This is a genomic window from Pseudomonas sp. MWU12-3088 (assembly GCF_023242405.1).
GTDB lineage: Bacteria > Pseudomonadota > Gammaproteobacteria > Pseudomonadales > Pseudomonadaceae > Aquipseudomonas > Aquipseudomonas kribbensis.
In genome coordinates this window covers 189,439-214,367 of the sequence record NZ_JALJEA010000007.1, presented here as the reverse complement: position 1 = coordinate 214,367, position 24,929 = coordinate 189,439, and the positions used below count along the sequence as shown (strand labels likewise).

Here is a 24,929-nt window from a genome sequence, read left to right as displayed (position 1 = left end):
AGCAGTCCATCGAAGGCGCAGCAACGGCGTGTCAGGCCCTCGAAGAACTGTTCGCTGATCGGCCGGTTCGATGAAAAAACCGGACCCAAAAAGACTTCTTGTCGCTAGACGATTTTCAACGCCTTGAGAACGACCAGCGACTGCTCGGCAAACGCCTCGGCCTGTTCGCTCAGTTCGGCAATGTTTTCTTCGGCGGTGGTCAGTGCCTTGCCGTTTTTCAGCAGACCTTCACCCTGGCCACCAATGATGCCCCACGCCAGCAATGCCCACTCGGCCGGACGGGTTTTGCCTTGTTTGATCGATATCAGGAACAACTGCTGGAAACGGCTGACCGTTACGCCACCGCCGGTGACCGGGCTGGCCAGCACCTGGATCTTGTGTTCGAACAACGAGCGTCTGCACAGTTGCAGGTTGAGGGTGTTGCAGCGCGCCTGTGCCAGCTTCTCGGCCGCTTCGCTCTGGCACGGTGCAACGGCGCCCATCCCGATCAACACGTTGAGAGCCTGCTCCACATCGCCATAACTCAATGAAGGTGACGCTTCCAGCAAGTGACGCAGGGTTTTCGGCACATAGGCATCGTCCGCCAGCGCGTCCAGCACCGGGCCGTAAATATCTGCCTGCAACGTCGCGGAGCCTGCCGGGCCCGTGACGCTGCCCGCTACGCTGTCTGCCAGTTGCATCAGAACGAATCGGGTACTGAGCATGCGTTCGCGGTGTTCACTGGCGGACAACCGGTTGGCGCCGCGTACGTAGAGATCCCGGCGGAAGTTCTGGTTGACGAAGTAATCGCGCACCTGTTCGCGCATGACCGGATGCTCGATGCCTTCCAGAAAGTCCATGCCTTCGGCGCTCAGGTTGAGCGGGTCCACCGTGTCCAGCGGCACGGCGGTGGTGGCGTAGTCGAGTTTGGCAGGAGCCAGGGCATCGACCACGTCGGTGAAGTACATGCAATTCCAGTCGCGGTTGAAGTATTCATGGGCGACGTACTGACGATTCTGGCCTTTGATGCTCTGCAGCTTCGCATCCAGCCCCGGCACCGAATTGGCGTAGTTGGGGTTGGCCGCCAACAGCGCTTCGGAGAATTGCAGCGCGGCGTCGATCCGCTGGTCCGGGCGTGCCGAAGTTTGTGTGGCAAAACGGTCATGCAGGCTGAACAATTGGCGCAACGGCGCCATGGGCGACCAGCCCGGGAAACAGTTGTAGCTGATGTACACGTGACCGCCCGGCTTCAGATGTCGACGGACAAACTCGACGATCAGCTTGTGATTGTCACGGCTGACCCAGGTCCAGATGCCATGCAGGCTGATGCTGTCGAACTGCGGCAGGTCATGGCGTGCCAGCAGTTGCTCGAAGCTGTCGTCATACAGCCGCGCATCGCTGCCCCAGTCGTTCGCCAGCCCGATGGCATGGGCGGCCTGGCCCGGATGGAAATCCGTACCGACATAGGTCCCCGGATTACCCGCCGCATGGATATTGATCGAAACGCCTTGGCCAAAACCCAGCTCACAGTGATAGCCGTCGGTACTCTCCAGCGTGGCGAAACCCCGCAACAACAAACAATAGCGCTGGAATACCGGATTGATCTCCCGGCTATACCCGTAGGTGTAACCTTCGTCCGTGAAATAACCTTCGTTCCAGGCATTGCTCATGCGTGACACCCTTTTTATATCGAAAGTGAAAGCCGATCTTATAAGGGGTAGTCAGGACGAATCACAAGCGGAAAAGCGATGCCCCGCAGCCAGCCGTCGTCTATCAGCCGATCACCCGCGCATACACCGCCCGGTCGATGTTGCCCCCGGACAGAATCACCCCCACCCTTTTGCCCTGCATCCTGTCCCGCTCCTGCATCAATGCAGCCAGCGCGGCGGCGCCGGCACCTTCGGCAAGGTTGTGGGTGTCGGTGTAATACACGCGCATGGCTTCGGCGATTTCGTCCTCGCTGACGGACACGATTCGTGCAGCGCCGGCCCCATAGACATCGAACGCCTCGGCAATCGGCTTGCGCACGGCCAGGCCGTCGGCAAAGGTATTGGCGGAGGCGGTCTCGCAGATCGTTTTCGCCTCGAAGGACAGCTTTGCGGCGGCCGCTTCGGTCGAGACGACTCCCACCACCTGGGTATCCAGGCCCAGCGCATCACGAGCGGCGATCACGCCACAAATGCCCGAGCCGCAGCCGATCGGCACATAGACGGTGTGCAGATCCGGCGCCGCGCTGAACAGCTCCAGCGCATAGGTCGCCACGCCCTTGACCAGCTCGGTGTGGAACGGTGGCACCAGATAGAGTCCGTGTTCCAGCGCCAGACGTGCCGCTTCCTCGCGGGCCTCGTCGAAATCACGCCCGTACTCGACCACTTCGCCGCCAAAGCCGCGCATGGCGTTGTTCTTTTCCAGCGAATTGCCCTGCGGCACCACGATCAACGCCCTCAAACCGACGGCACTGGCTGCAAGCGCCAGGCTCTGCCCGTGATTGCCACGCGTCGCGGAGACAATGCCTTTGACGTTGGGATGTTCGCGCCGCAGCCAGTGCATGAAGGTAATGCCGCCACGTACCTTGAACGCGCCGGTGGGTGTGTGGTTTTCGTGCTTGACCCACACGGTGCAGCCCAGCCGCTCGGCCAGCAATGGCCAGCGATATTGGGCAGTGGCCGGCATCACCTGGTAAACCTGACGGGCAGCCTGTTCGATGTCTTCGCGAGTGAGTGAATGCATGGGAATCTCCTTGTGCCTGGCCCCAGTCTAGGCATGGGCACGGCACGTCGGCTTTCAAAAAACTGACCTGACTTTTGTTTGCACTCTTCACTACTATGGCGCTCATGAGCCATCGAAACCGCCAGCAGCCAGCCGTCGTCCCGGAACCGGTCCGTCGTATCGAAGCCGGCCCGTGGGCGATCGAATTGCTGCCCGGCGCCGCCTACGCCACCCGATATGTGGCGAGCCAGTCGGCGATCGGCTTCGCCTTCGACAGCCAGCGCGGCGTGCACGCCATCGGCAGCGACCGGGTGCGCCCCTTCGATGCCATGCCCAATGGCCTGGCGTTTGTGCCTGCCGGCTGTGACGTGATGTCCGAATCGCCCATGGGCGGTGAATACCTGCGGGTGGTCCGCACCGACGGCATCGCACTGGCAGGTGAGCACGCGTTCAACAATCGCATCGATCCACAGGCCATCCACCTCGCCTCGCGAATGCGGCGTGCCTTGTTGAATGCCTCGGTGGACGATGACTGGGAAACCTGGGCACTCGCCTTGGCCGAGCGCACCGCAGGCAAAGACACCTTGTCGCTCCAGGGTTCGATCACCGGCAACCGGATGCGCCTGCTCGACGAGTTCATCGACGCCGGTCTCGACGGCCCGCTCGGTCTTCACACCATGGCGCAACTGCTGGAGCTGTCCGAAGGCTATTTCATTCGAGCCTTCAAGCAGGCGACCGGCAAAAGCCCCCACAGTTACCTGATCGACCGCCGCCTGGCCCGGGCTCGAGCGCTGATGCGCGACTCCACGGCCAGCCTGTCGGAGATTGCTCTGGCCTGTGGTTTCAACTCGCAGGCGCATATGACCACCGTATTCAGACTGCGACTTGGCGTAAGTCCGGCGCAGTTGCGAAGTATTGTTCCAGGCCCCCGTTGCAAGCATCCGTCTATTTAACGTTCACCCAGAATCCGCTCGACACCCCTCCACGACCATAGTCTACGACACTGACCCAGACTGCCTTGTTGGTTTTGGCCTTGGCGTCGATCTCGAGGGAAAACACGCCCTTATCGGTCAGTATTTTTGTGTCAATGGCGCTCTTGTCGCTTGAGTCTTGGGGAGTCACTGTGGCCGCCAGCGTGCCGCTGGAGTTCTCGATGACGAACTGGCTTTTAGTATTGACAGCCAACTCCGTGATGGGAACCGGGTCTCGCCTGATCATCGGTGAAAGATTACCGAGGGTCGGACAGTCTTTGTTCGGAGCGGCCTTGAAGGCTTTCTCCTGTTTGAGGGATTTTTCAACCCAATCTTCCACGGCCGGAAATGGGTTGCTCTGTGCAGAATAAATCTGACCCAATAAATAATACGGGGAAATACTCGGTTTTTTGGGCCCACTTGAACCAATACCCGGAACTGGCCCCGAAATCACACTGGATATGAAGGCATAAGACTGCTCCGTGCTTGGTTGCTGCGCAGCCAGAAGTTTGTTGATCGATGCCGGAACCTCCAGCACTCGATACCGGTACTCAGTCTCATATTGTTTCACCATCGAGAGCGTGGCGTAGTATCTGGGCGAATAGGCAGGCCACCCTGGCTCACCGAGTTTTGGCGCGGCCAACGCCTCTCCTTCTGCCGAGTTGAATCCACCGTACAACCGGTCCAGGCATTCCAATGCCTGTACACCGCCCTGATAGATTTGTTCGCGAGACGGCGAATAGAGTGCACCTTGCACGCCATAAGTCACGGCAGCACCGGCGCCGAGTGCTGCCACTTGATGCGCACCGCCGCCCGTTATGCCTTTGTAGCCAGCAAACCCCAGCAACCCCGCCAGCAGGACGGTGGAACCACTGGAAGTCCGCGCCAGAGTCGAAGCATTGGACTGGAACGCTTCGCGATATCGCTGAGACAAAGCCCCCACAGAGCAAGGTGGTTTCGTCGTCTCATTCGCCCTTGCCGGTTTTGTTCGCCCGGATTGTCCGGCTTCCTCCAAGGGTCTTGAACATTGCCGCTCAATAAGGACTTCGCGCTCGATCTGCGCCGAAGGTATGTAAGGATCGAACAGCGCGCAGGAGTTGAGCGTCAACAGCGCTGGCAGTGCCACAAAGTATGTTCTGTTCATATCGACTCTCCCTGTTCTCAATACGCACGAACGACGCGAACTGCCCTGTATTCAATGAAAGCTGCTATCGAGGTTAGTGGCTAGCCAAGGAGAATCAAGGCAATGTGCTAGCATTTTTCTGACTATAGAAAAGGCCCGAGCAGTAACGCCAAAACTGACTTCTGACTTCGGCTACCTCGGATGCCAGCCCCCCCCACTGACGTATCGACTACTTCCGTCACCAGCAAAAACAAAATCAGTGGTGAATTTTTTCGTGTCCACTTGTATCTGATCTGAAAGAAGCCGTGCCATCACAGAGATGGCATCGGTCACGACAAACCGCTCTGACTCAAGCCTCACCGGGCCTCGCGGTTTGCACAAAGACAGATCAGATGCAGAGTGAATCCCATGGAATCAAAGGAAAGCGTCAGCCCGATCGGACTGAAAGACATCACCATTGTCGACGACGCCAAGATGCGCAAAGCCATTACGGCCGCCGCGCTGGGCAACGCGATGGAGTGGTTTGACTTCGGCGTCTACGGCTTCGTCGCCTATGTGCTGGGCAAGGTTTTCTTCCCCGGTGCCGATCCCGGCGTACAAATGATCGCGGCACTGGCGACCTTCTCGGTGCCGTTCCTGATCCGGCCGCTGGGCGGGCTGTTCTTCGGTGCGCTGGGGGACAAGTACGGACGGCAGAAAGTCCTCGCGGCGACCATCGTGATCATGTCGCTCAGCACCTTTGCCATCGGGTTGATCCCGTCCTATGCCTCGATCGGCATCTGGGCGCCGATCCTTCTGCTGTTGGCGAAAATGGCTCAAGGGTTTTCGGTCGGGGGGGAATACACCGGCGCTTCAATCTTCGTCGCTGAGTATGCTCCGGATCGCAAACGCGGCTTCCTCGGCAGCTGGCTGGACTTCGGTTCCATCGCCGGTTTCGTTCTCGGCGCCGGTGTGGTGGTGCTGATTTCCGCGATCATCGGCGAAGAAAAATTCCAGGAATGGGGCTGGCGCCTGCCGTTCTTCCTCGCCCTGCCGCTGGGCATGATCGGGCTCTACCTGCGCCATGCGCTCGAGGAGACGCCAGCATTCCAGCAGCATGTCGAGAAGCTTGAACAAGGTGACCGCGAAGGCCTGGCCGGCGGCCCGAAAGTGTCGTTCAAGGAAGTCGCGACCAAACACTGGCGCAGCCTGATGACCTGCATCGGCGTGGTGGCGGCAACCAACGTCACCTACTACATGCTGCTCACCTATATGCCGAGCTACCTGTCGCACAACCTGCACTACAGCGAAAATCGCGGGGTGCTGATCATCATCGCGATCATGGTCGGCATGTTGTTCGTGCAGCCTGCCATCGGTTTCATCAGCGACAAGATCGGCCGTCGTCCCTTCATCATCTTCGGCAGCATCGGCCTGTTCATCCTCGCCATACCCGCTTTCATGCTGATCAACAGCGGCAAGATCGGCCTGATCTTTTCCGGCCTGCTGATACTGGCCGTGGTGCTTAATTTCTTCATTGGTGTCATGGCCTCTACGCTGCCGGCGATGTTTCCGACTCACATCCGCTACAGCGCGCTGGCCAGTGCCTTCAACGTCTCGGTGCTGATCGCCGGTGTGACGCCGACCGTCGTGGCCTGGCTGGTGGAAAGCACCCAGAACCTGTACATGCCGGCCTATTACCTGATGGTGACTGCCGTCATCGGGCTGATCACCGGTGTAACCATGAAGGAAACCGCCAACAAACCGCTGCGCGGCGCGGCTCCTGCAGCCTCCGATATCGAAGAAGCCAAGGAGCTGCTGCAGGAGCATCACGACAACATCGAACAGAAGATCGAAGACATCGACGCCGAAATCGCCGAGCTGGAAGCCAAACGCGAGCACCTCGTGCAGCAGCACCCGCGAATCGAATAACGATATAAAGAGTTGATGGGACAACAGGGTGGAATTCAAACGCCCTTCTGTGGTGTTCTGTTCGTCAGGAGCCGGTGGTTTTTCCGCCGGTTCACGCCTGTTCAGCAGCTGACGATGAGGTTCGTTTCATGAGCAAAACGCCTTACGTACCACCCAAGGTCTGGAAACACAGCGCTCCGTCCGGCGGCCAGTTCGCCAACATCAACCGCCCGATTGCCGGGCCGACTCACGACAAAACCCTGCCCGTCGGCAAGCATCCGTTGCAGCTGTACTCGCTGGCCACGCCCAACGGCGTCAAGGTCACGATCCTGCTCGAAGAGTTGCTGGCGCTCGGGCACACCGGGGCTGAATACGATGCCTGGCTGATCCGTATCGGCGAAGGCGATCAGTTTTCCAGCGGCTTTGTCGAGATCAATCCGAACTCCAAGATTCCGGCACTGCTGGATCGCGGCGTCGAGCCGGCGATCCGGGTTTTCGAGTCGGGCTCAATCCTGCTTTATCTCGCCGAAAAGTTTGGCGCCTTCCTGCCCACTGACCTCGCCGGCCGCACCGAAACCCTGAACTGGCTGTTCTGGCAGATGGGCTCCGCTCCCTATCTGGGCGGCGGTTTCGGGCATTTTTATGCCTATGCACCGGAGAAACTCGAATACCCGATCGACCGTTTCACCATGGAGGCCAAGCGTCAGCTGGATGTGCTCGACCGGCGTCTTGCCGAGAGTCCTTACCTTGCCGGCGACCGCTACACCATCGCCGATATCGCGGTCTGGCCGTGGTACGGGCAACTGGTGCGCAACAACGTGTACGGCGCGGCCGAATTTCTCTCGGCGCACGAATACACCCATGTGCAACGCTGGGCCGAGGACATTGCGAAGCGGCCGGCGGTCATTCGTGGGCAGCGTGTCAACCGTACCTGGGGCGATGAGGCGAGCCAGGTGCCGGAACGACATGAGGCTGCTGATCTGGACTGATCGCTCGCACCCGATAACAAAAACCAAGGGGCGCCCGCATGAACATTCTCTACGACGAACAGATCGACGGCGCCCTGCCGGAGGTCGATAAAACCGCGCTGTTGCAGGCGCTGCAAACCCGTTGGCCGGCACTGGAAATCCTGCATCAGCGCGAGGATCTCGCCCCGTACGAATGCGACGGTTTGTCCGCCTACCGCACCACGCCGCTGCTGGTGGTTTTGCCCCGGCATCTGGATGAGGTGCAGGGCATCTTGCGCACCTGCCATGAGATGAACGTGCCGGTGGTTGCCCGGGGTGCCGGCACCGGATTGTCCGGCGGCGCGTTGCCGCTGGAGAAAGGGGTGCTGCTGGTGATGGCGCGCTTCAACAACATCCTGCACATCGATCCGGCCGCCCGCACCGCGCGGGTTCAGCCCGGCGTGCGCAATCTGGCGATATCCCAGGCTGTCGCTCCGTTCGGCCTGTATTACGCGCCGGATCCTTCCTCGCAGATCGCCTGTTCCATCGGCGGCAATGTCGCGGAAAACGCCGGTGGCGTGCATTGCCTCAAGTACGGCCTGACCGTGCATAACCTGCTCAAGGTCGAGATCCTGACCGTCGAGGGCGAACACCTCACGCTCGGCTCCGATGCGCTCGATTCCCCCGGCTTCGACTTGCTGGCGCTGTTCACCGGTTCCGAGGGCCTGCTGGGCGTGATCACCGAAGTCACGGTCAAGCTGTTGCCCAAGCCGCAGACCGCCAAAGTCCTGCTGGCCGCTTTCGATTCCGTGGAAAACGCCGGCCGCGCCGTGGCCGACATCATCGCCGCCGGCATCATCCCCGGCGGCCTGGAAATGATGGACAACCTGGCGATCCGCGCCGCCGAGGATTTCATCCACGCGGGTTACCCGGTGGAGGCCGAAGCCATTTTGCTTTGTGAACTCGATGGCGTCGAAGCCGACGTCCACGATGACTGCATCCGCGTGCGCCGGGTGCTGGAAAACGCTGGCGCGACCGAAGTGCGTCAGGCCAGGGACGAAGCCGAGCGCGTGCGCTTCTGGGCCGGTCGCAAGAATGCCTTTCCGGCCGTGGGCCGCTTGTCACCGGATTATTACTGCATGGACGGCACCATCCCGCGCCGTGAACTGCCCGGTGTGCTGCAAGCCATTGCGCAGTTGTCCGCCGAATACGGCCTGCGGGTGGCGAACGTGTTCCATGCCGGCGACGGCAACATGCACCCGTTGATTCTGTTCGACGCCAATCAACCCGGCGAGCTGGAACGCGCCGAAGCTCTGGGAGGAAAAATCCTCGAATTGTGCGTGAAGGTCGGCGGCAGCATCACCGGCGAGCACGGCGTGGGGCGGGAGAAAATCAATCAGATGTGCGCGCAGTTCAACAACGATGAGCTGACGCTGTTTCACGCCGTCAAAGCTGCGTTCGACCCCGGCGGTCTGCTCAACCCGGGCAAAAACATCCCGACCCTGCACCGCTGCGCCGAATTCGGCGCCATGCATGTTCATGCCGGGCAATTGCCCTTCCCCGAGCTGGAGCGTTTCTGATGGTCCGAGAAAAGGATGTCGACGACAGCGCCGCGCTGCTCGATCAGGTCAATCAGGCGTTGCAGGACGCCACGCCCTTGCGGATTCAGGGCGCCAACAGCAAGGCGTTTCTGGGGCGGATCGTTGCCGGAGAAATCCTCGACACCCGCACCCATCGCGGCATCGTCAGCTACGACCCGACGGAACTGGTGATCACCGCACGTTGCGGCACACCGCTGAGCGAACTGCTTGCGGTGCTGGATGCTTCACAACAGATGTTGCCGTGCGAACCACCGGCCTTCGCCGACGATGCGACGGTGGGCGGGATGATCGCCAGCGGACTGTCTGGCCCGAGGCGCCCGTGGTCGGGGTCGGTGCGGGATTTCGTGCTGGGTACGCGGATCATCACGGGTCATGGCAAGCACCTGCGCTTTGGCGGTGAAGTCATGAAAAACGTCGCCGGTTATGACCTGTCGCGGCTGATGGCTGGCAGTTATGGTTCGTTGGGGGTGATTACCGAAGTCTCGCTTAAAGTCCTGCCCAAACCCCGTGAGTGCCTGAGCATCAGCCTGGAAATGGACAGCGAGCGTGCCTTGCAGCGCCTGGCGGAATGGGGCCAGCAACCGTTGCCGATCAGCGCTGCCTGCCATGATGGCCAGCACCTGCACTTGCGTCTGGAAGGTGGCGAAGGCTCGGTGGCGGCGGCCCGTGATCGTCTCGGTGGCGAACTGCTTGATGGCGCTTATTGGTCGGATCTGAATGAACAGCGCCTGGATTTTTTTGATGAAGACCAGCCCCTGTGGCGCCTTTCAGTGCCGAACAACACCCCGCCGCTGGCCTTGGCCGGTGTACAAATGCTCGACTGGGGCGGCGCCCAGCGTTGGCTAAAATCAGGCGCCGAAGCTGCTCTGATTCGCCAGGTGGTTTCGGCTGTTGGCGGCCATGCTACCTGCTACAGCCATGGTTTGATCGACGCGCCGTTTCATCCGCTGCCACCTGCCCTCCTGCACTATCACCGTCGTCTCAAACAGCAACTCGACCCTCAGGGCATCTTCAACCCCGGTCGCCTGTACGGGGAGCTTTGAGCCATGCAAACCACTCTCAGCGAAAAGGCCCGACAACTGCCCCGCGCCAAAGAAGCCGAAAGCATCCTGCGCACCTGCGTGCACTGCGGCTTCTGCAACGCGACCTGCCCGACCTATCAGTTGCTCGGCGATGAACTCGACGGCCCACGGGGTCGCATCTACCTGATCAAGCAAGTGCTGGAAGGCCACGAGGTCACTCGCAAGACCCAAATGCATCTGGATCGTTGCCTGTCCTGCCGCAATTGCGAAACCACCTGCCCCTCGGGCGTGGATTACCACAACCTGCTCGATATCGGCCGCGCCGTGGTGGATGCCACTGTGCCGCGGCCCATCGGCCAACGCTTGTTGCGCGAAGGTTTACGCGCAGTGGCGCCCGATGCCTCTCTGTTCAAGGGACTGCTCGGCGCTGGCCAGATCTTCCGCGCATTGTTGCCGGAGACTCTGCAAACAAAACTGCCGCGCAGCACTTCTGCAACCGAGCGCCGTCCGGTAACCCGGCATGCCCGAAAGGTGCTGATTCTCGAAGGCTGCGTGCAACCGGGTCTGTCGCCCAACACCAATACGGCGGCGGCACGGGTGCTGGATCGACTGGGGATCGGCATTACTCCGGCGCTGAACGCCGGCTGCTGCGGCGCCGTGGACTATCACCTCGATGCCCAGGCCAAAGGACTTGAGCGGGCCCGTAAGAACATCGACGCCTGGTGGCCGGCCATCGAGCAAGGCGCCGAAGCGATCGTGCAGACCGCCAGCGGTTGTGGCGCGTTCATCAAGGATTACGGGCACCTGCTGTACACCGACCCGGTCTATGCCGAGAAGGCGAAAGTCGTCAGTGCACTGGCGAAAGATCTGGTGGAAGTGCTGCGCGAGGAACCGCTCGAATCTCTTGGCATCCATGCCGATCAACGCCTGGCTTTCCACTGCCCCTGCACTTTGCAACACGCACAGAAACTCGGCGGTGCGGTGGAGTCGGTGCTGACCCGGCTGGGCTTCAGCCTCACGACCGTGCCGGACGCCCATCTGTGCTGCGGCTCGGCGGGCACCTATTCGATAACCCAACCGGCATTGGCCCGGCAACTGCGCGACCAGAAGCTCAATGCACTGGAAAGCGATCATCCGGATGTCATCGCTACCGCCAATATCGGCTGCCAGACCCACCTCGACGGCGCGGGATGCACGCCGGTCAGGCACTGGATCGAGCTGGTGGATGCCGCACTGCCCTTGGTGAGCGACGCGTAGGATTGCTGGCAGTGGTCAAATGATGGGCGAAAAAAAACCGCCTTAGCGGGGCGGTTTTTCGGTAGGCCTCAGTTTGCGGCTGGGACCTGTTTTGTCTCACGGACAGAACTGACGTGCCGGAATACTATTAATCTTTGGTCTTCGTTGCAACGTTATTTTGCGTGCTACACGAAGACAAGGTAGATGCTGACGGACGTTAACCACCCAAAAACATGCTGACAGAAATAACGAATTACAAAACATATAAAACCTTTATCCATGTTCCTCAAAACCCCGCCACAAGGCAGGTTAATATGCCAGCGCTCACTCGTCAGTATGACCATGAGGTTTGGCTGGAACCATAACGGTTTCATGCCCTTCGACACGGTTTTGCACCCGTGCCGGAATGATGGCTCGGAGGGATCACAACCGGCCGCCTCATGGACAGAACTGACGTTTATGTCCGAAGGCACACATGGTCCGGTAAGTGCGCTGGAGGTCTGGCCCCCGACCTGGAGGCCAAAACGTATGAAGCTTTTGCTGCGTACGCTGAGCCTCGTATGGAGATCGTTTCAAGCGTTTCGCTTTTACGAGTTCCTGCGAGACCACTTTGACAACCTGAAGTAACGGTTGTCGATGCGGGAAAAAGCCCGTTTTGGCTTCGGCTGAAACGGGCTTTTTTTGCTCTTAAAAACTGTCACTTGTAGGACTTTTTATAAAATTGATCCTGTTCAGCTGTAAGGCATTTCTCTGACATCTGTCATCCCGACATCCTCCTCACCGTCAGTTATGAGCTAATAGCACCTTCATTAAACCGTCGCTGAAACGTTGTACTAGGATAGGATCCAATTTCCTGATTCGCTGTCGCCGGGCATGGAGCTGTTTTCCGGTGGTTCAGGAACACGAGTACCACACTGCAACTCATGGATGAACGACATGAACTCACAGCTGTTTCCTCACATTGGCAAGGTCATCGCCAGCACTGGCAGCCGACATTTCCCACGGATGCTGCATGACCTGATCCTGACCCAACTGGCGGTGGACGCCACACATATCCGGCAGATGCGCGTGGAACCGGTCGGACGCACGCAACCACGCGGCGAACCCGAATGCATCAAGGAAGCGCCGCTGCCGGCTGAAACGGTGTATTCCGAACTGAGCACCCTGCCGAGTGCCAATGATTTGCCCGCTCCCGAGCCCTCGACGGTCACCGACGCCTCGCAATTGCACCTGACCCGGCGCAAGGACGGTTACCGCTATGTGATCTCGGTCTACCGTTGCGGCCCGGCAAAACGCTTCTCCGCTCACGAGCGCAGTTTGTTGCAGGACATTTCTCCAGTGCTGCTGCCGATGGTGGAAAAACACATCAACGCCCTGCAGCCGGCAAACACTGACGCCCTGGGACAAACCCAGGAACAATCGGATTCCACCCTGCTGGGCCTGGAAACCCTGCGCCTGCGCTTTTGCGAACGGGTGGAGCAACTGGGGCTGAGCCTTTCGAACCGCGAAATGGAAGTGTGTGTCGGCCTGCTCGCAGGGCGCACCGCGCCTGAACTGGCCGAACAGTTGCAACTGAAGGTCAATACCGTGGAAAGCTACCTCAAACGCGCAGCCATCAAACTGGGCATCAGCGGACGTCACTCGCTGATGCGCTGGATGTACTCGCCGCAGGACTGCCCGACAGCCTGCGGCCCTTCGAACGCCGCCTGAAGGCTCACACACCTCTGACGAAACCGCCCTCCTGCAAAGGACGGCGGTTTTTTCGTGCCCTCTTCAATCCCGGGCCAGCGCTTCGATCGGATCGAGCCGCGACGCATTGCGTGCCGGCACGAAGCCGAACACGATGCCAATCAGGGTCGAACAGATCACGGCAGTCAGTACCGAGGTCAGCGAGAACACCATTTCCCATTCCTTGATGAACAGCGAGAACAGGTGGCCAATTGCATAACTCAACGAGATACCGATGGCGCCACCCAGCAGGCAGACCATCACCGCCTCCACCAGAAACTGCTGGCGGATGTCCGACTGCCGCGCCCCGACCGCCATGCGGATGCCGATCTCACGGGTACGCTCGGTGACCGACACCAACATGATGTTCATCACACCGATACCACCCACCACCAGCGAAATAACTGCAATCAGGGACAGCAGCAAGGCCAGTGAGCGGCTGGTTTTCTGCACGGTCTGCATCACACTGTCGAGGTTGTTGGTGAAGAAGTCCTTGGTGCCGTGGCGCTGCAGCATCAGTTTGTTGACGTTGTCTTCCACCACCTTGCTCGGCTGACCGTCCTTGATCCGCACACTGATGCTGTCCAGATAACGCTGGCCCAACAGCCGGCCGGCGGCGGTTTCATAAGGCACCCAGACGTTGAGCGACTTGCTCGACGAGAAGATGTTCTTGTTCTCCGCCGCCACACCGATCACGGTGCACGGCAGATTGCCGATCAGGATCACCTGCCCCAATGGATCGACCCCCTCGCCGAACAGCCGATGACGGGTGTTGTGATCGATCACCGCCACCTGCGCCTGTCGCCGGGCATCGCTTTCACTGAACGGGATGCCTGACTCCATCTTGATTCCGCGTACCTGGAAATACAGATCGCTGACGCCATTGACCTGCGCATCGAGGTCGATGTTGCGATAGCGCAGCAACAGATTGCGTCCGACCACCGGCGTAGCGCTGTCGACGTAGTAGAGCTGATTGAGCGCCGTCACATCTGCCGGCACCAGGGTTTCGATGGCCGCCGAGCGACTGTCGCCGAAACTGGTGCCGGAATAGATATCGATGGTGTTGCTGCCGATGGCCTGAATGTCTTTCAAGACATAGCGCTTGGCCCCTTCGCCGATGGCCGAGATCGACACCACCGAGGTGATACCGATAACGATCCCGAGCATGGTCAGCAAGGTGCGCATCCGATGGGAGATCAGTGCGACCCAGGCCATGTTGAACGCTTCCTTGAACAAGCCGAAGCTGGCCACCAGACGTCGTGCCGCACCGGATTTACGCGACACGGCGTCTTCGTTGGTCAGTGCCGTGGTGTCGCGCTCGTTGCGGCGGTCGCTGAGGATTTCGCCGTCGCTGACTTCGATGATGCGTTCGGCGTTGGCGGCGACCTTGGGGTCGTGAGTCACCAGAATCACTGTGTGCCCGGCGGCGTGCAGCTCCAGCAGAATGCGCATCACCTCCTTGCCGCTGGTAGTGTCGAGGGCACCGGTCGGTTCATCGGCGAGGATCACTTCGCCGCCGTTCATCAAGGCCCGGGCGATACTCACCCGCTGCTGCTGGCCACCCGACAGCTGGCTGGGGCGGTGCGTCAGGTGCCCTTCCAGCCCCAGCCGTGCCAACAGCTCACGGGCCCGGGCGTGGCGCTGCGGCTCTGGCGTGCCGGCGTAGATCGCCGGCATTTCGACGTTATGCATCGCGCTCAGATGCGGCAGCAAGTGATAGCGCTGGAAGATGAAGCCGAAATAGTCGCGTCGCAGTTCGGCCAGCGCCTGATTGTCCAGATCACGGGTTTCCCGGCCGTTGATCTTGTAGCTGCCGGCCGTGGCGTAGTCGAGGCAGCCAAGGATGTTCATCAGGGTCGATTTGCCGGAGCCCGAAGCGCCGATGATCGCCACCATTTCCCCGGCGTTGATCGTCAGGTCGATATTCTTCAGCGCCAGAAATTCACGATCGCCAGCGGTGAAACTGCGGCTGATGCCGCTCAGTTGCAGCAGAGGTTCGGTCATGCTCATGCCCCTGCCACTTTCGCCACCGGATCACCGATCACCACCCGGTCGCCTTCGGCCAGACCGTCGTTGACCTGCACCTTGACGTTGTTGTTGATCCCGGTCTGCACATTGCGCGACTGCGCCTGGCCCTTGGCGTCCAGCACCCGCACCGGGAAGCTGCCGTCGTTATTGCGCGGGCCCAGCGCCGCCACCGGAATCGTCAGCACCGATTTGGCCGTGTCGAGCACCACGCGCACCTGCGCCGTCATGGAAATACGCAGGCGATGATCCGGGTTCGGCACCTCGAACAGCGCGTTATAGAACACCGCCGTGTTCTGTTTCGGCGTGCCGGCGGGCGGGGTTTCGAGGAAGTTCTGCGGCGCAGGGTCAGTACCGCGCAGCTTGCCGTAGTAACGCTTGTCCTCGCCCAGAATGGTGAAATACACCTCCTGCCCCGGCGCAATGTGAATGACATCGGCCTCCGACACCTGAGCCTTGACGGTCATGGTGTCCAGGTCCGCCAGTTTCAGCAGGATCGGCGCCAGTTGGTTGGCGATCACGGTCTGGCCTTCCTGGGTGACGATGCCCACCACGTCGCCGTCGATGGGCGCGACGATCCGCGTGTAGGCCAGATTGACCTTGGCCGTGTCGATCTGGATATGCGCGCTCTTGATCTGCGCGTCCAGCGATAACAGGTTGGCCTGCTGCACCTCGTAGTTCGATTGCGCGGTTTCGAAATCCTGCCGCGAGATCGAGGCGTCTTCCTGCAGGTTCTGATAGCGCTCGTAGATTGCCTTGGTCTGGCGCAATTGAGCCTGAGTTGCCCGGCGCTGGGCTTGCAGGTTCTCTTCGTCGACCTGCGCCTGACGCAACGTGTTCTGCAGCACCAGCGGGTCGATTTCCGCCAGCCACTGACCCTTCTTGACCTTGTCGCCGACCTTGACCTTCAGCGACTTCAACTGCCCCGAGACCTGGGCACCGACGTCCACCTGCTTGATGCCTTCCAGCAATCCGGTGGCCAGCACTGCGTTTTCAATGTCACCGCGTTCAACCGTGGCGGTCAGGTACTGCGGTGCTTCGGCCGGTGCCTGCACCGTGTAGAACACCAACCCGGCCACCAGCGTCAACGCGATTCCCAGACCGACTTTGCGCAACTTCGACTGTTCCATAAATGACCACAATTCCGTTCAGGGTTGAGCCCGGCCAGCGGCCGGGTTCCAGGATAAAAACTTCAATCAGGACAACACTTGACCCGCCGCCACCGTCAGCCCGTCATGCCACCACGCCGCGAGACTGAAGACGTTGGGCGCCTTGAGGATCGTGAAGTGGTTGCCGGGGCCGTACCACACCGCCAGATCCCGGGCCTCGCGCTGCCAGCCTTCGAGCATCGCTGCCTGTTCGCGCTGGTTGCCCGAGGCGTCCAGTGTCGGATCGTCCACCAGCGCCAGACGCACCGGCCCGGTATAGGCCAGTGCAGGCCGATAGACCGTGCGCAGCGCGGTGGCGAAGGTGCGCACCGGGCCCTGCATCGCATTCGTCGCCGAACGTTCGGACAGCACGCCGGCATGCACCATGCCGTCATGCAGCAAGCGCATTTGCGTGGTGTCATCGGCTTCGGCGAAGGCCAGTGCATCGATCGCCAAAGACTTGCCGCTGGACAGTTGCAGAGACTCGATCAGTCGCAACAACGCCGCCGTCGTGGTGTACGGCTTGCCCACGACGCTGTTGCCACCCGGCGATTCGCTGTCGATCAGGGTCAGGGACGCCACCTCGCGCCCCACCGCCTGCAACTGCGCCGCCATGGCGTAGGCCACCCAGCCACCGAACGAATGCCCGATCAGGTGCACCGGTCCTTGCGGATACAACTGTTCAAGTGCCCGCAGGTAGAACGTGGCGGCACTTTCGACTCGGCTGTGCGGCACGGTGGCGCCGTCGAGGCCACGGGGTTGCAGCCCGTAAATCGGCCACTCCGGCCCCAGCGCCTCGGTCAGGTGGATGAACCCGGTGACACTGTCGCCGGCCCCCGGCACACAGAAAATCGGCGCATGCCCGGCGTGACCGGTCTGGATCGTCAACAGCGGCTGATAGGCCCGGGATTCGATCACTGCCGAAGCCTGAACTGCCTGACCGAGCGCCTGACCAAGCACCTGCACATGCGGCGCCTGCATCATGCTCTGGTGATCGCCCGGCACATCGATGCAGTGCAGGAGCGTGGCCGGCACTTCATCCGACCAGCCCAGGGTCGGATGACGACGAGACAGCTCCGTCGGATGCTCCTGCGCCCGGAACAGGTAAAGCGGCAAGCCCAATGGATTGATCCGGTAATGCGCCAGCGCATGCCCGTGGGCGACCTCGCGGTCGAGGTAATGCCAAAGGTCTTGCGGTGCAGCGGCGGCCATCTCCGGATGCAGCAATTGCTCGTCCCGACAGCGTTGCAACAGCGGCTGGAAGTCGATCTGTTCCAGTTCGGTCTGCAACAGCGCCAGATGCGCCAGTGCGGCTTGCCCCGCGTCGCCAAGAGAGGCCCGGTACATCGTGCAGTGCTGCAGCAACTGGCGCTTGTGCGCATGTTCGTCGCTCCAGCGCGCCTTGCCCTGATCGGTCAGGCGCGGCACGAAACTGTCGATCAGGCCGACGAACGCCACCGTCTCATCCATGCCGAGCAACTGCATCGCCACTTCATAAGCCAGCACCCCGCCGAACGACCAGCCGGCCAGACGATACGGCCCGTGCGGCTGCACCGTACGGATGATCTCCACCAGGCGCGCCGCCAGGCATTCCATGGTGCGCAGCGGTGCCTGGCCGAACGGGATGCCCGGCAGGCCGTAGATCGGAAAATCGCCCTCGATGTGCAGGCCCAGCGCCGGGAAGTACGCGTCCATCCCGCTGAACTCATGCATCAGGAACAGCGGCGTGCCTGCACCACCGGCCCGCACCACGACCAGCCCGTCATCCTGTTGTTCTGCACCGGTGCGCTGGCTGAGCAACGTGCCGAGCGACTCGATGCTGGCGTGCTGGAACAGCTCGGCCAGCGTCACTTCCAGCCCGTTCTGCTGCATCAGATTGACCAGACGAATCGCCAGCAACGAATGCCCGCCCAGTTCGAAGAAGTTGTCGTGACGACCCACCTGCTCGACCTGCAACACCTCGGCCCACAACTGAGCGAGGGTTTCCTCCAGCGGATTGGCCGGGGCTTCATAGGCGCGGCTGAGCAGCGCGTCCTGCGCCGGGATCGGCAAGGCCTTGCGATCCACCTTGCCGTTGTTGTTCAGCGGCAACGCGTCGAGTTGTACCCAGGCCGAGGGCACCATGTATTCCGGCAGACGCGCCTGCAATTGGCTGCGTAAAGTAGCGCTGTCGACGCCCTCATCGGCTGTGAAATAGGCCACGAGGCGCAGCGGCTCCTGGCCGTCCTGACGCGCCAGCACGATGGCTTCCCTGACCCCTTCGCAGTTCAGCAGACGGTTTTCGATTTCTCCCAGTTCGATACGGAAACCACGGATCTTCACCTGATCGTCGTTGCGGCCGATGCATTCCAGTTGCCCCGGTGCCAGCCAGCGTGCGAGGTCGCCGGTGCGGTAAAGCAGCGCGCCCGGCTGATCGCCGAACGGGTCTTGCAGGAATTTCTCGGCGGTCAGGTCCGGGCGATTCAAATACCCCAGCGCCACGCCCTGGCCGCCGATGTACAGCTCGCCGGTTACACCCATCGGCACCGGTTGCTGACGGGCGTCGAGAACGTAGACCTGGGTGTTGGAGATCGGGCCGCCAATCGGCACGCTGTCGGCAGTTTCTGCTACTTCGCACACTTCGAAGGTTGTGGCGTAGGTGGTGGTTTCGGTCGGGCCGTAGCAGTGGACGATGCGCAGATCCGGCGCCTCGGCCAGCAAGCGGCGGAACGCAGCCGGGTCGGCGCGTTCACCGCCGCAGAGCACCATGCGCAGGCCCTTCAGGGCTTCAGGGATCAACTGCACATACTGGTTGAACAACGCAGTAGTGACGAACAGGATCGTGACGCCCGAAGCCGCCAATACCTGCCCGAACACGTCTGGATCAAGCAAGGTGTCGTGATCGATGACCACCACGCGCCCGCCGTTGAGCAACGGCCCCCAGACATCCATGGTGCTGGCGTCAAACGCCGGGTTGGACGCAAATGCCACGCGGTCCTGCGGATTGAAATCGGCGTAACCGTTGTTGATCACCAGTCGACCGATGGCCCGGTGCGGCACCATCACACCCTTCGGTGTGCCGGTGGAACCGGAGGTGTACATGATGTAGGCCACGGATTCCGAGGACTGCGGCAGGTCCGGGTTGTGCGTCGGTTGCGCCTCGAGTTTCAGTGCATCCAGATCGATCCGGCGCACGCTGTAGCCGACTGACTCAGTGCTCAAGGTCAACAGCGCTTTCGCCCCGCAATCCTCAACCATGAATGCCTGACGTTCAGCCGGCGCATTGATGTCCAGCGGCACATAAGCCGCCGCACATTTGCCGATGGCCAGTTGTGCGATCAACAGATCCAGCGAACGCGACAACAGGATCGCCACATGATCACCCGGTTGCACACCATGTCCAATCAAGTAATGGGCCAGGAGATTGGCCCGTTGATTCAACTCTTCATAAGTCAACGCCGCCCGGCCATGCACCACCGCCACCGCTTGCGGTTGCTTCGTCACCTGCAGCTCGAACAGTCGATGAACCGTCAACGTCGCCGGGTAATCCCGCTGCGTGGCGTTGAACTCGACCAGCAATTGCCGCCGCTCATCCCGCGGCAGGATCGACAATTGGTCGATGCCCAGTTGCGGCGTCCGCTCCAGCGCCTGCAACAGGCTCTCGACCGCAAGTTCCATGTAGTCGCAGATCCGACCGGCGTCGATCCCCGCCATGGTCAACGCGGTCAGGCTGAAGTCTTCGCCCAGGTCATCGACGCTCAGGCTCAGGCGGTAGTTACTGTGTTCTTCGGCATCGAGCAACTGCATGCCCTGCCATGCCGCCACGACTTCGTCGGACGGCGTGCCCCCGCCACCGCTGTGGCGGTAATTGAACAAGGCATTGAACAGCGGAACCCCCGGCGCCATGGCGCTGCAACGTTGTACCAGCGCCAGCGGCGCGTGTTCGTGATGCAGCAAGCGGTTCAAGCGCTGATGGGTCGCCAACGCGGCTTCTTTCACCGTTTTCCCGCCCAGATCGATGCGTAGCGGTAAGGTGTTGATGAACACGCCCAGCGCCCGTTCGGCACCTTCACCACCGTGCAAGCGGCCGAGCATCACGGTGCCGAAAACCACGTTTTCACGCCCCGACAGTTGCCCCAGCACGCTGGCCCAGGCCAGGTGCATCAGGCTGGCAGCACTGATGCCCAGACGCCTGGCCTTGACCCTGACCCGCTGGCTCAGCGCGGTGTTCAGTAGCCGCTGCGCATGCCCGTTGCCGCTGTCAGCAACGGAGCCCTGACCATACGGCAGGGTCGGTTCGTCGATATCGCCGAGCATGTCGCGGAAGAACGTCTCATGTTCCTCCTCGCTCAGCCCCGAGCGAGTGCGGGCAACATAGGTGCGATACGGCACCGGTTCGGCCAGCTGCCGCACCTGGCCGAGCAGGACCGACTGCATCTCGTGGCGCAGCACCTCCAGCGCAATGTGGTCCATGACCAGGTGATGGAACAGCAGCAGCGCCACCACACGCCGATTGACCGCGTCCCAGCTGTGCACCACGCGCATCAGCGGCGCCTGAGTGACGGCCATGCGGTAGTGCCGGGTATCGAACCGGCTGCGCAACTGGCTCAATGCATCCGTTTCACTCTCGTCCAGCTCCACCGTTTCACACACCAGCGACGCCTGACGCCAGACCACTTGCACCGGTTCTTCCAGCCCGTCCCAGAACAGCGACGTGCGCAGGATGTCATGGCGTTCGATCACGGCCTGCAAGGCTTCGGCGAACACCCGCAGACGGGATTCATCGGCGAACGCGAATTGCGCCTGCAACACATACGGATCGCCCTGAGGTGCCGACAAGTGATGGAACAGGATGCCGGCCTGCAACGGTGCCAGCGGGTAAATGTCCTGCACATTCGCGGCGCCGCCGGGAATGCTGGCGACGATGCGGTCAATGGCGGGCTGATCCAGTGCAACCAGTGGCAGCATGTCAGCGGTGATGTGTCTACAGTCCGGCGCAATCCGGTTGGCCGGGATTTCGGCCTCCGTCTCATCGCCGACCGCAGCGGCCAGAGCGGCGAGCGTCGGCTGGCTGAACAGCACACGCACATCGGCCGTCAGCCCGACATGGCGCATCCGCGCAACCAGATTGACCGCCATCAGCGAATGTCCGCCCAGTTCGAAGAAGTTGTCGTGGCGCCCTACCCGTTCCACGTTGAGCAGTTCGGCCCAGAGCCCCGCCAGCAGGATTTCCACCTCGCCGACCGGCGCCTCGTATTCGCGAGTGATGACCGAGGCCTGATCCGGCACCGGCAAGGCCTTGCGGTCGAGCTTGCCGTTGGGGCTCAGCGGCAATGCATCGAGATGCACGAACACCGCCGGCACCATGTAGTCCGGCAGGTGCTCCAGCAGATGACCACGCAGCACATCGATTTCCAGTCGGGCGCCGGTGTAATAGGCCACCAGTCGCTTGTCTCCCGGCACGTCCTCGCGGGCCAGCACCGCCGCTTCCTTCACGCCGCCGATGTCGGTCAGGCGTGACTGGATTTCACCCAACTCAATGCGCAGACCACGGATCTTCACCTGATCGTCGTTGCGACCCAGGTATTCGATGTTGCCGTCCGCCAGATAACGGGCGACGTCGCCGGTGCGGTACAGGCGGCCGTTTGGCTGGAACGGATCGTTGAGGAACCGCTCGGCGCTCAACTCAGGACGGTTCAGATAACCCCGTGCCACTTGCACACCACCGATGTACAGCTCGCCGACCACGCCTTGCGGCACCGGTTGTTGCTGGGCATCGAGAATGTACATGCGGGTGTTGGCGATCGGTTTGCCGATCGGCGTGTTGTCCGGCGTAGTGTCGACAGGCCCGGCGCAATCCCACGCGGTAACGTCCACCGCCGCTTCGGTCGGGCCGTACAGGTTGTGCAATCCAGAGCCCTGCAATTGCTGCTTGAAGCGCCGCACCAGACTGCCCGGCAACGCCTCGCCGCTGCACATCACCTGCCGCAAACCGTTGCAACGCGCAGTGTCGCCATGGGCAAGGAACACGTCGAGCATCGACGGCACGAAGTGCAGCGTGGTGATGCGTTCGGCTTCAATCACTTCGCTGAGATAGAGCGGATCTTTATGGCCGCCCGGACGGGCCATCACCAGTCTCGCGCCGATCATCAGCGGCCAGAAGAACTCCCAGACCGAGACGTCGAAGCTGAACGGGGTTTTCTGCAGCACCGCATCTTCGAAACCAAGGCGATAGGCGTCCTGCATCCACAGCAGGCGGTTGACCACCCCGGAATGCTCGTTGATCACACCTTTCGGCTGGCCGGTGGAGCCCGAGGTGTAGATCACATAGGCCGTATGTTGCGGGGTCAGTCCATCGACCGAAGGGTTTTCGCTCGACAGCGATTGCCAGGTGCAGTGATCCAGATCGACCACCGGCACCGCGACTTCACCCAGCAACGAGCGGGTCGAACCCTGCACCAAAACCGCCGACGGCGCGCTGTCCTCCAGCATGTACGCCAGCCGCTCCAGCGGATACGCCGGATCCAGCGGCACATAGCCACCGCCGGCCTTCAGAATCGCCAGCAGCCCGACCACCATTTCCAGCCCGCGCTCGACACAGATCGCCACCCGCGCATCCGGGCCAACACCCAGACCGCGCAAGTGATGCGCCAGACGGTTGGCCCGCTGATTCAGCTCGGCATAACTCAGTCGCTGCTCGCCGGAAAGCACCGCCACAGCCTGCGGCGTGCGCAACACCTGCGCCTCGAACAGACCGTGAATGCTTTGCTGAAGGTTGTAATCAACGTCAGTGGCATTGAAGCCGTACAGCAAATGCCGGCGCTCATCCTCCGCCAGCACATCGACCTGCTCCAGCAATGCCTGATCATTGCTGACCATGGCCTGCAGCAACTGCTGCAAGTAACCGGCGTAACGCTGGATCGTCGATTCATCGAACAGCGCCGTGGCATATTCCAGCGAACCCCGGATCACGCCCTGGGCCTCGCCCAACGTCAACGACAGATCGAACTTGGCAAAGTGACTCGGCTCGGCCACGCCTTCCAGTGTCAGGTCACCGAGGGCCAAGGTCGCACCGCTGCCGCTGTCCCAACTCAGCAACGTCTGGAACAACGGGCTGTGGGACAGGCTGCGCACCGGCCGGGTGATTTCCACCACTTGTTCGAACGGCAGATCCTGATGGGCCTGCGCCTCAAGCGTGCGAGCCTTGACCCGAGCCAGCAACGCCTCGACGGTGAGCGCGCCCGAGGTGTCGATGCGCACGGCCAGCGTGTTGACGAACAGCCCGATCAACCCTTCGATTTCCGCCCGGTTACGGTTGGCGACCGGCGAACCGATCACCACATCCGGCTGCCCGGACAAGCGACCGAGCAGCATCGCCCAGGCGCTCATCACCGCCATGTACGGCGTCACGCCGTGGCGTTGGCACAGCGCCTTGAGACCGGCGCTCAAACGCTCATCCAGCCGGATGTCGACACTGCTGCCGGCGTAATCCTGCAAGGCCGGTCGTGGACGGTCCGTTGGCAGCATCAACAGTGCTGGCGCACCGGCCAGGGTCTGCTGCCAGTAGTCGCTCTGTCGCTGCAAGACTTCGCCGCTCAACCAGCGGCGCTGCCACACGGCGTAGTCGCTGTACTGCAACGCCAGCGGTGGCAGCGGATCGGCCTCGCCGTGACTGAACGCCTGGTACAGCGCCATCAGCTCGCGGGTCAGCACACCCATCGACCAGCCATCGGAGACGATGTGGTGCAGGGTCAGCAGCAACACATGATGGTCATCGGCCAGTCGCACCAGACGCCCGCGAATCAGCGGATCGTCCTGCAAATCGAACGGCCCCGAGGCTTCGCCCTGAATCAGCGCGAGCAAGGCGTCGTCGGCCTGCGGGTGCCGGCGTAAGTCTTCGACCCGCAGCAGCACTCCGCTGTCGAGGGGCGCGATCAGCACCTGGGCTTCATCGTTGAACTGGGCGAAGCGGCTGCGCAGGGTTTCGTGACGCTCGACGATCCGCGCCAATGCCCGTTGCAGGGCCGCTTCGTCGAGGCGACCGCGCAGGCGCAGCCCGAGGGGAATGTTGTAGGCGGTATTCGCCCCTTCCAGTTGCGCCATGAACCACAACCGTTGCTGGGCAAACGACAACGGCAGCATGCCGTCACGCGGCGCCGGCATGATCGCCGGTTGCGTGCAGCGTCCGGCCTGGGCCAGCACCTCGGCCACAGCGGCGAGTTCGGCGTTGGCAAACAGTTCGGCGAGGGTCAGTTCCACCCCCAGCCGCTGGCGCACCTGAGACAGCATGCGCATCGCCAGCAGCGAGTGGCCGCCCAGTTCAAAGAAATGATCCTGCCGTCCGACCTGCTCGACCTGCAGCACCTCGGCCCAGATCTGCGCCAGGGTGGTTTCCAGTTCACCTTGCGGTGCCTGATAGTCGCGGGTGAACAAGGCGCTGCGATCCGGCACCGGCAAGGCCTTGCGATCGACTTTGCCGTTGGCGGTCAGCGGTAGCGCGTCGAGTCTGACGAAGGCCGCCGGCACCATGTATTCCGGCAGTTGACCGAGCAGGTGCGCCCTCAGGTCGGACAC

The 24,929-nt window shown here is 61.5% G+C and carries 13 protein-coding genes (1 of these 13 running past the window's edge); 7 read left to right on the top strand and 6 right to left on the bottom strand.

The genetic code is table 11. From position 1 onward, the window contains the following. Positions 1-104: 104 nt before the first annotated feature. Together M5B98_RS18115 and M5B98_RS18110 are read right to left on the bottom strand one after the other, a co-directional pair. A complete protein-coding gene (locus M5B98_RS18115) occupies positions 105-1,649 on the bottom strand; it encodes a class I SAM-dependent methyltransferase (protein ID WP_248743509.1) in 1,545 nt (514 codons plus the stop codon). A 103-nt stretch (positions 1,650-1,752) separates the two neighbouring features. Then, entirely contained in the window at positions 1,753-2,709 is a 957-nt protein-coding gene (locus M5B98_RS18110) for a threonine dehydratase (RefSeq protein ID WP_248743508.1), read from the bottom strand. Positions 2,710-2,813: 104 nt separating this feature from the next. On the opposite strand from M5B98_RS18110, the gene M5B98_RS18105 reads away from it, so the two are divergent. Continuing rightward, positions 2,814-3,641 (top strand): helix-turn-helix transcriptional regulator, encoded by an 828-nt coding sequence (locus M5B98_RS18105; protein ID WP_248743507.1) that lies wholly within the window; start codon positions 2,814-2,816, stop codon positions 3,639-3,641. On the opposite strand, the gene M5B98_RS18100 is transcribed toward M5B98_RS18105, so the two are convergent. Then, positions 3,634-4,803, bottom strand: coding sequence for a hypothetical protein (locus M5B98_RS18100; protein WP_248743506.1), 1,170 nt, complete (start codon positions 4,801-4,803; stop codon positions 3,634-3,636). The genes M5B98_RS18105 and M5B98_RS18100 overlap by 8 nt on opposite strands. A gap of 387 nt (positions 4,804-5,190) precedes the next feature. Between M5B98_RS18100 and proP the strand changes: the two genes are divergently transcribed. From proP to M5B98_RS18070, 6 genes are all read left to right on the top strand, one after another. After that, positions 5,191-6,690 carry a glycine betaine/L-proline transporter ProP gene (gene proP, locus M5B98_RS18095; RefSeq protein ID WP_114882313.1) on the top strand — a complete coding sequence of 500 codons (1,500 nt, stop codon included), beginning with the start codon at positions 5,191-5,193 and terminating at the stop codon, positions 6,688-6,690. 128 nt (positions 6,691-6,818) lie between these two features. Continuing rightward, complete coding sequence (gene yghU / locus M5B98_RS18090; RefSeq protein WP_248743505.1) at positions 6,819-7,658, top strand: glutathione-dependent disulfide-bond oxidoreductase; 840 nt, start codon at positions 6,819-6,821, stop codon at positions 7,656-7,658. 38 nt (positions 7,659-7,696) lie between these two features. Then, the gene (gene glcD, locus M5B98_RS18085; RefSeq protein ID WP_248743504.1) at positions 7,697-9,196 is read left to right on the top strand and encodes a glycolate oxidase subunit GlcD; all 1,500 of its coding nucleotides are present in this window, start codon (positions 7,697-7,699) and stop codon (positions 9,194-9,196) included. After that, positions 9,196-10,260 carry a glycolate oxidase subunit GlcE gene (gene glcE, locus M5B98_RS18080; protein WP_248743503.1) on the top strand — a complete coding sequence of 355 codons (1,065 nt, stop codon included), beginning with the start codon at positions 9,196-9,198 and terminating at the stop codon, positions 10,258-10,260. Before glcD ends, glcE begins: the two co-directional genes overlap by 1 nt. Before the next feature lie 3 nt (positions 10,261-10,263). Then, on the top strand, positions 10,264-11,496 hold the full coding sequence (gene glcF / locus M5B98_RS18075; protein WP_248743502.1) for a glycolate oxidase subunit GlcF: 1,233 nt from the start codon (positions 10,264-10,266) through the stop codon (positions 11,494-11,496). 915 nt (positions 11,497-12,411) lie between these two features. Then, positions 12,412-13,185 (top strand): helix-turn-helix transcriptional regulator, encoded by a 774-nt coding sequence (locus M5B98_RS18070; RefSeq protein ID WP_248743501.1) that lies wholly within the window; start codon positions 12,412-12,414, stop codon positions 13,183-13,185. A gap of 63 nt (positions 13,186-13,248) precedes the next feature. On the opposite strand, the gene M5B98_RS18065 is transcribed toward M5B98_RS18070, so the two are convergent. The 3 genes from M5B98_RS18065 to M5B98_RS18055 form a co-directional block, all read right to left on the bottom strand. After that, positions 13,249-15,207 carry a MacB family efflux pump subunit gene (locus M5B98_RS18065; protein ID WP_248743500.1) on the bottom strand — a complete coding sequence of 653 codons (1,959 nt, stop codon included), beginning with the start codon at positions 15,205-15,207 and terminating at the stop codon, positions 13,249-13,251. A gap of 2 nt (positions 15,208-15,209) precedes the next feature. Further along, the gene (macA, locus tag M5B98_RS18060) at positions 15,210-16,358 is read right to left on the bottom strand and encodes a macrolide transporter subunit MacA (RefSeq protein ID WP_248743499.1); all 1,149 of its coding nucleotides are present in this window, start codon (positions 16,356-16,358) and stop codon (positions 15,210-15,212) included. Positions 16,359-16,424: 66 nt separating this feature from the next. After that, on the bottom strand, positions 16,425-24,929 hold the 3' portion of the coding sequence (locus tag M5B98_RS18055) for a non-ribosomal peptide synthetase (protein WP_248743498.1). 6,144 nt of this gene lie beyond the right edge of the window; the window shows 8,505 of its 14,649 coding nt (coding positions 6,145-14,649); its start codon lies beyond the right edge, outside the window; it ends in the stop codon at positions 16,425-16,427.

Excerpts from the sequence above, each read along its gene's own strand:
- M5B98_RS18115 (WP_248743509.1), bottom strand. The coding sequence starts at position 1,649 with ATGAGCAATGCCTGGAACGAAGGTTATTTCACGGACGAAGGTTACACC.
- M5B98_RS18110 (WP_248743508.1), bottom strand. The coding sequence starts at position 2,709 with ATGCATTCACTCACTCGCGAAGACATCGAACAGGCTGCCCGTCAGGTT.
- M5B98_RS18105 (WP_248743507.1), top strand. The coding sequence starts at position 2,814 with ATGAGCCATCGAAACCGCCAGCAGCCAGCCGTCGTCCCGGAACCGGTC.
- M5B98_RS18100 (WP_248743506.1), bottom strand. The coding sequence starts at position 4,803 with ATGAACAGAACATACTTTGTGGCACTGCCAGCGCTGTTGACGCTCAAC.
- proP (WP_114882313.1), top strand. The coding sequence starts at position 5,191 with ATGGAATCAAAGGAAAGCGTCAGCCCGATCGGACTGAAAGACATCACC.
- yghU (WP_248743505.1), top strand. The coding sequence starts at position 6,819 with ATGAGCAAAACGCCTTACGTACCACCCAAGGTCTGGAAACACAGCGCT.
- glcD (WP_248743504.1), top strand. The coding sequence starts at position 7,697 with ATGAACATTCTCTACGACGAACAGATCGACGGCGCCCTGCCGGAGGTC.
- glcE (WP_248743503.1), top strand. The coding sequence starts at position 9,196 with ATGGTCCGAGAAAAGGATGTCGACGACAGCGCCGCGCTGCTCGATCAG.
- glcF (WP_248743502.1), top strand. The coding sequence starts at position 10,264 with ATGCAAACCACTCTCAGCGAAAAGGCCCGACAACTGCCCCGCGCCAAA.
- M5B98_RS18070 (WP_248743501.1), top strand. The coding sequence starts at position 12,412 with ATGAACTCACAGCTGTTTCCTCACATTGGCAAGGTCATCGCCAGCACT.
- M5B98_RS18065 (WP_248743500.1), bottom strand. The coding sequence starts at position 15,207 with ATGACCGAACCTCTGCTGCAACTGAGCGGCATCAGCCGCAGTTTCACC.
- macA (WP_248743499.1), bottom strand. The coding sequence starts at position 16,358 with ATGGAACAGTCGAAGTTGCGCAAAGTCGGTCTGGGAATCGCGTTGACG.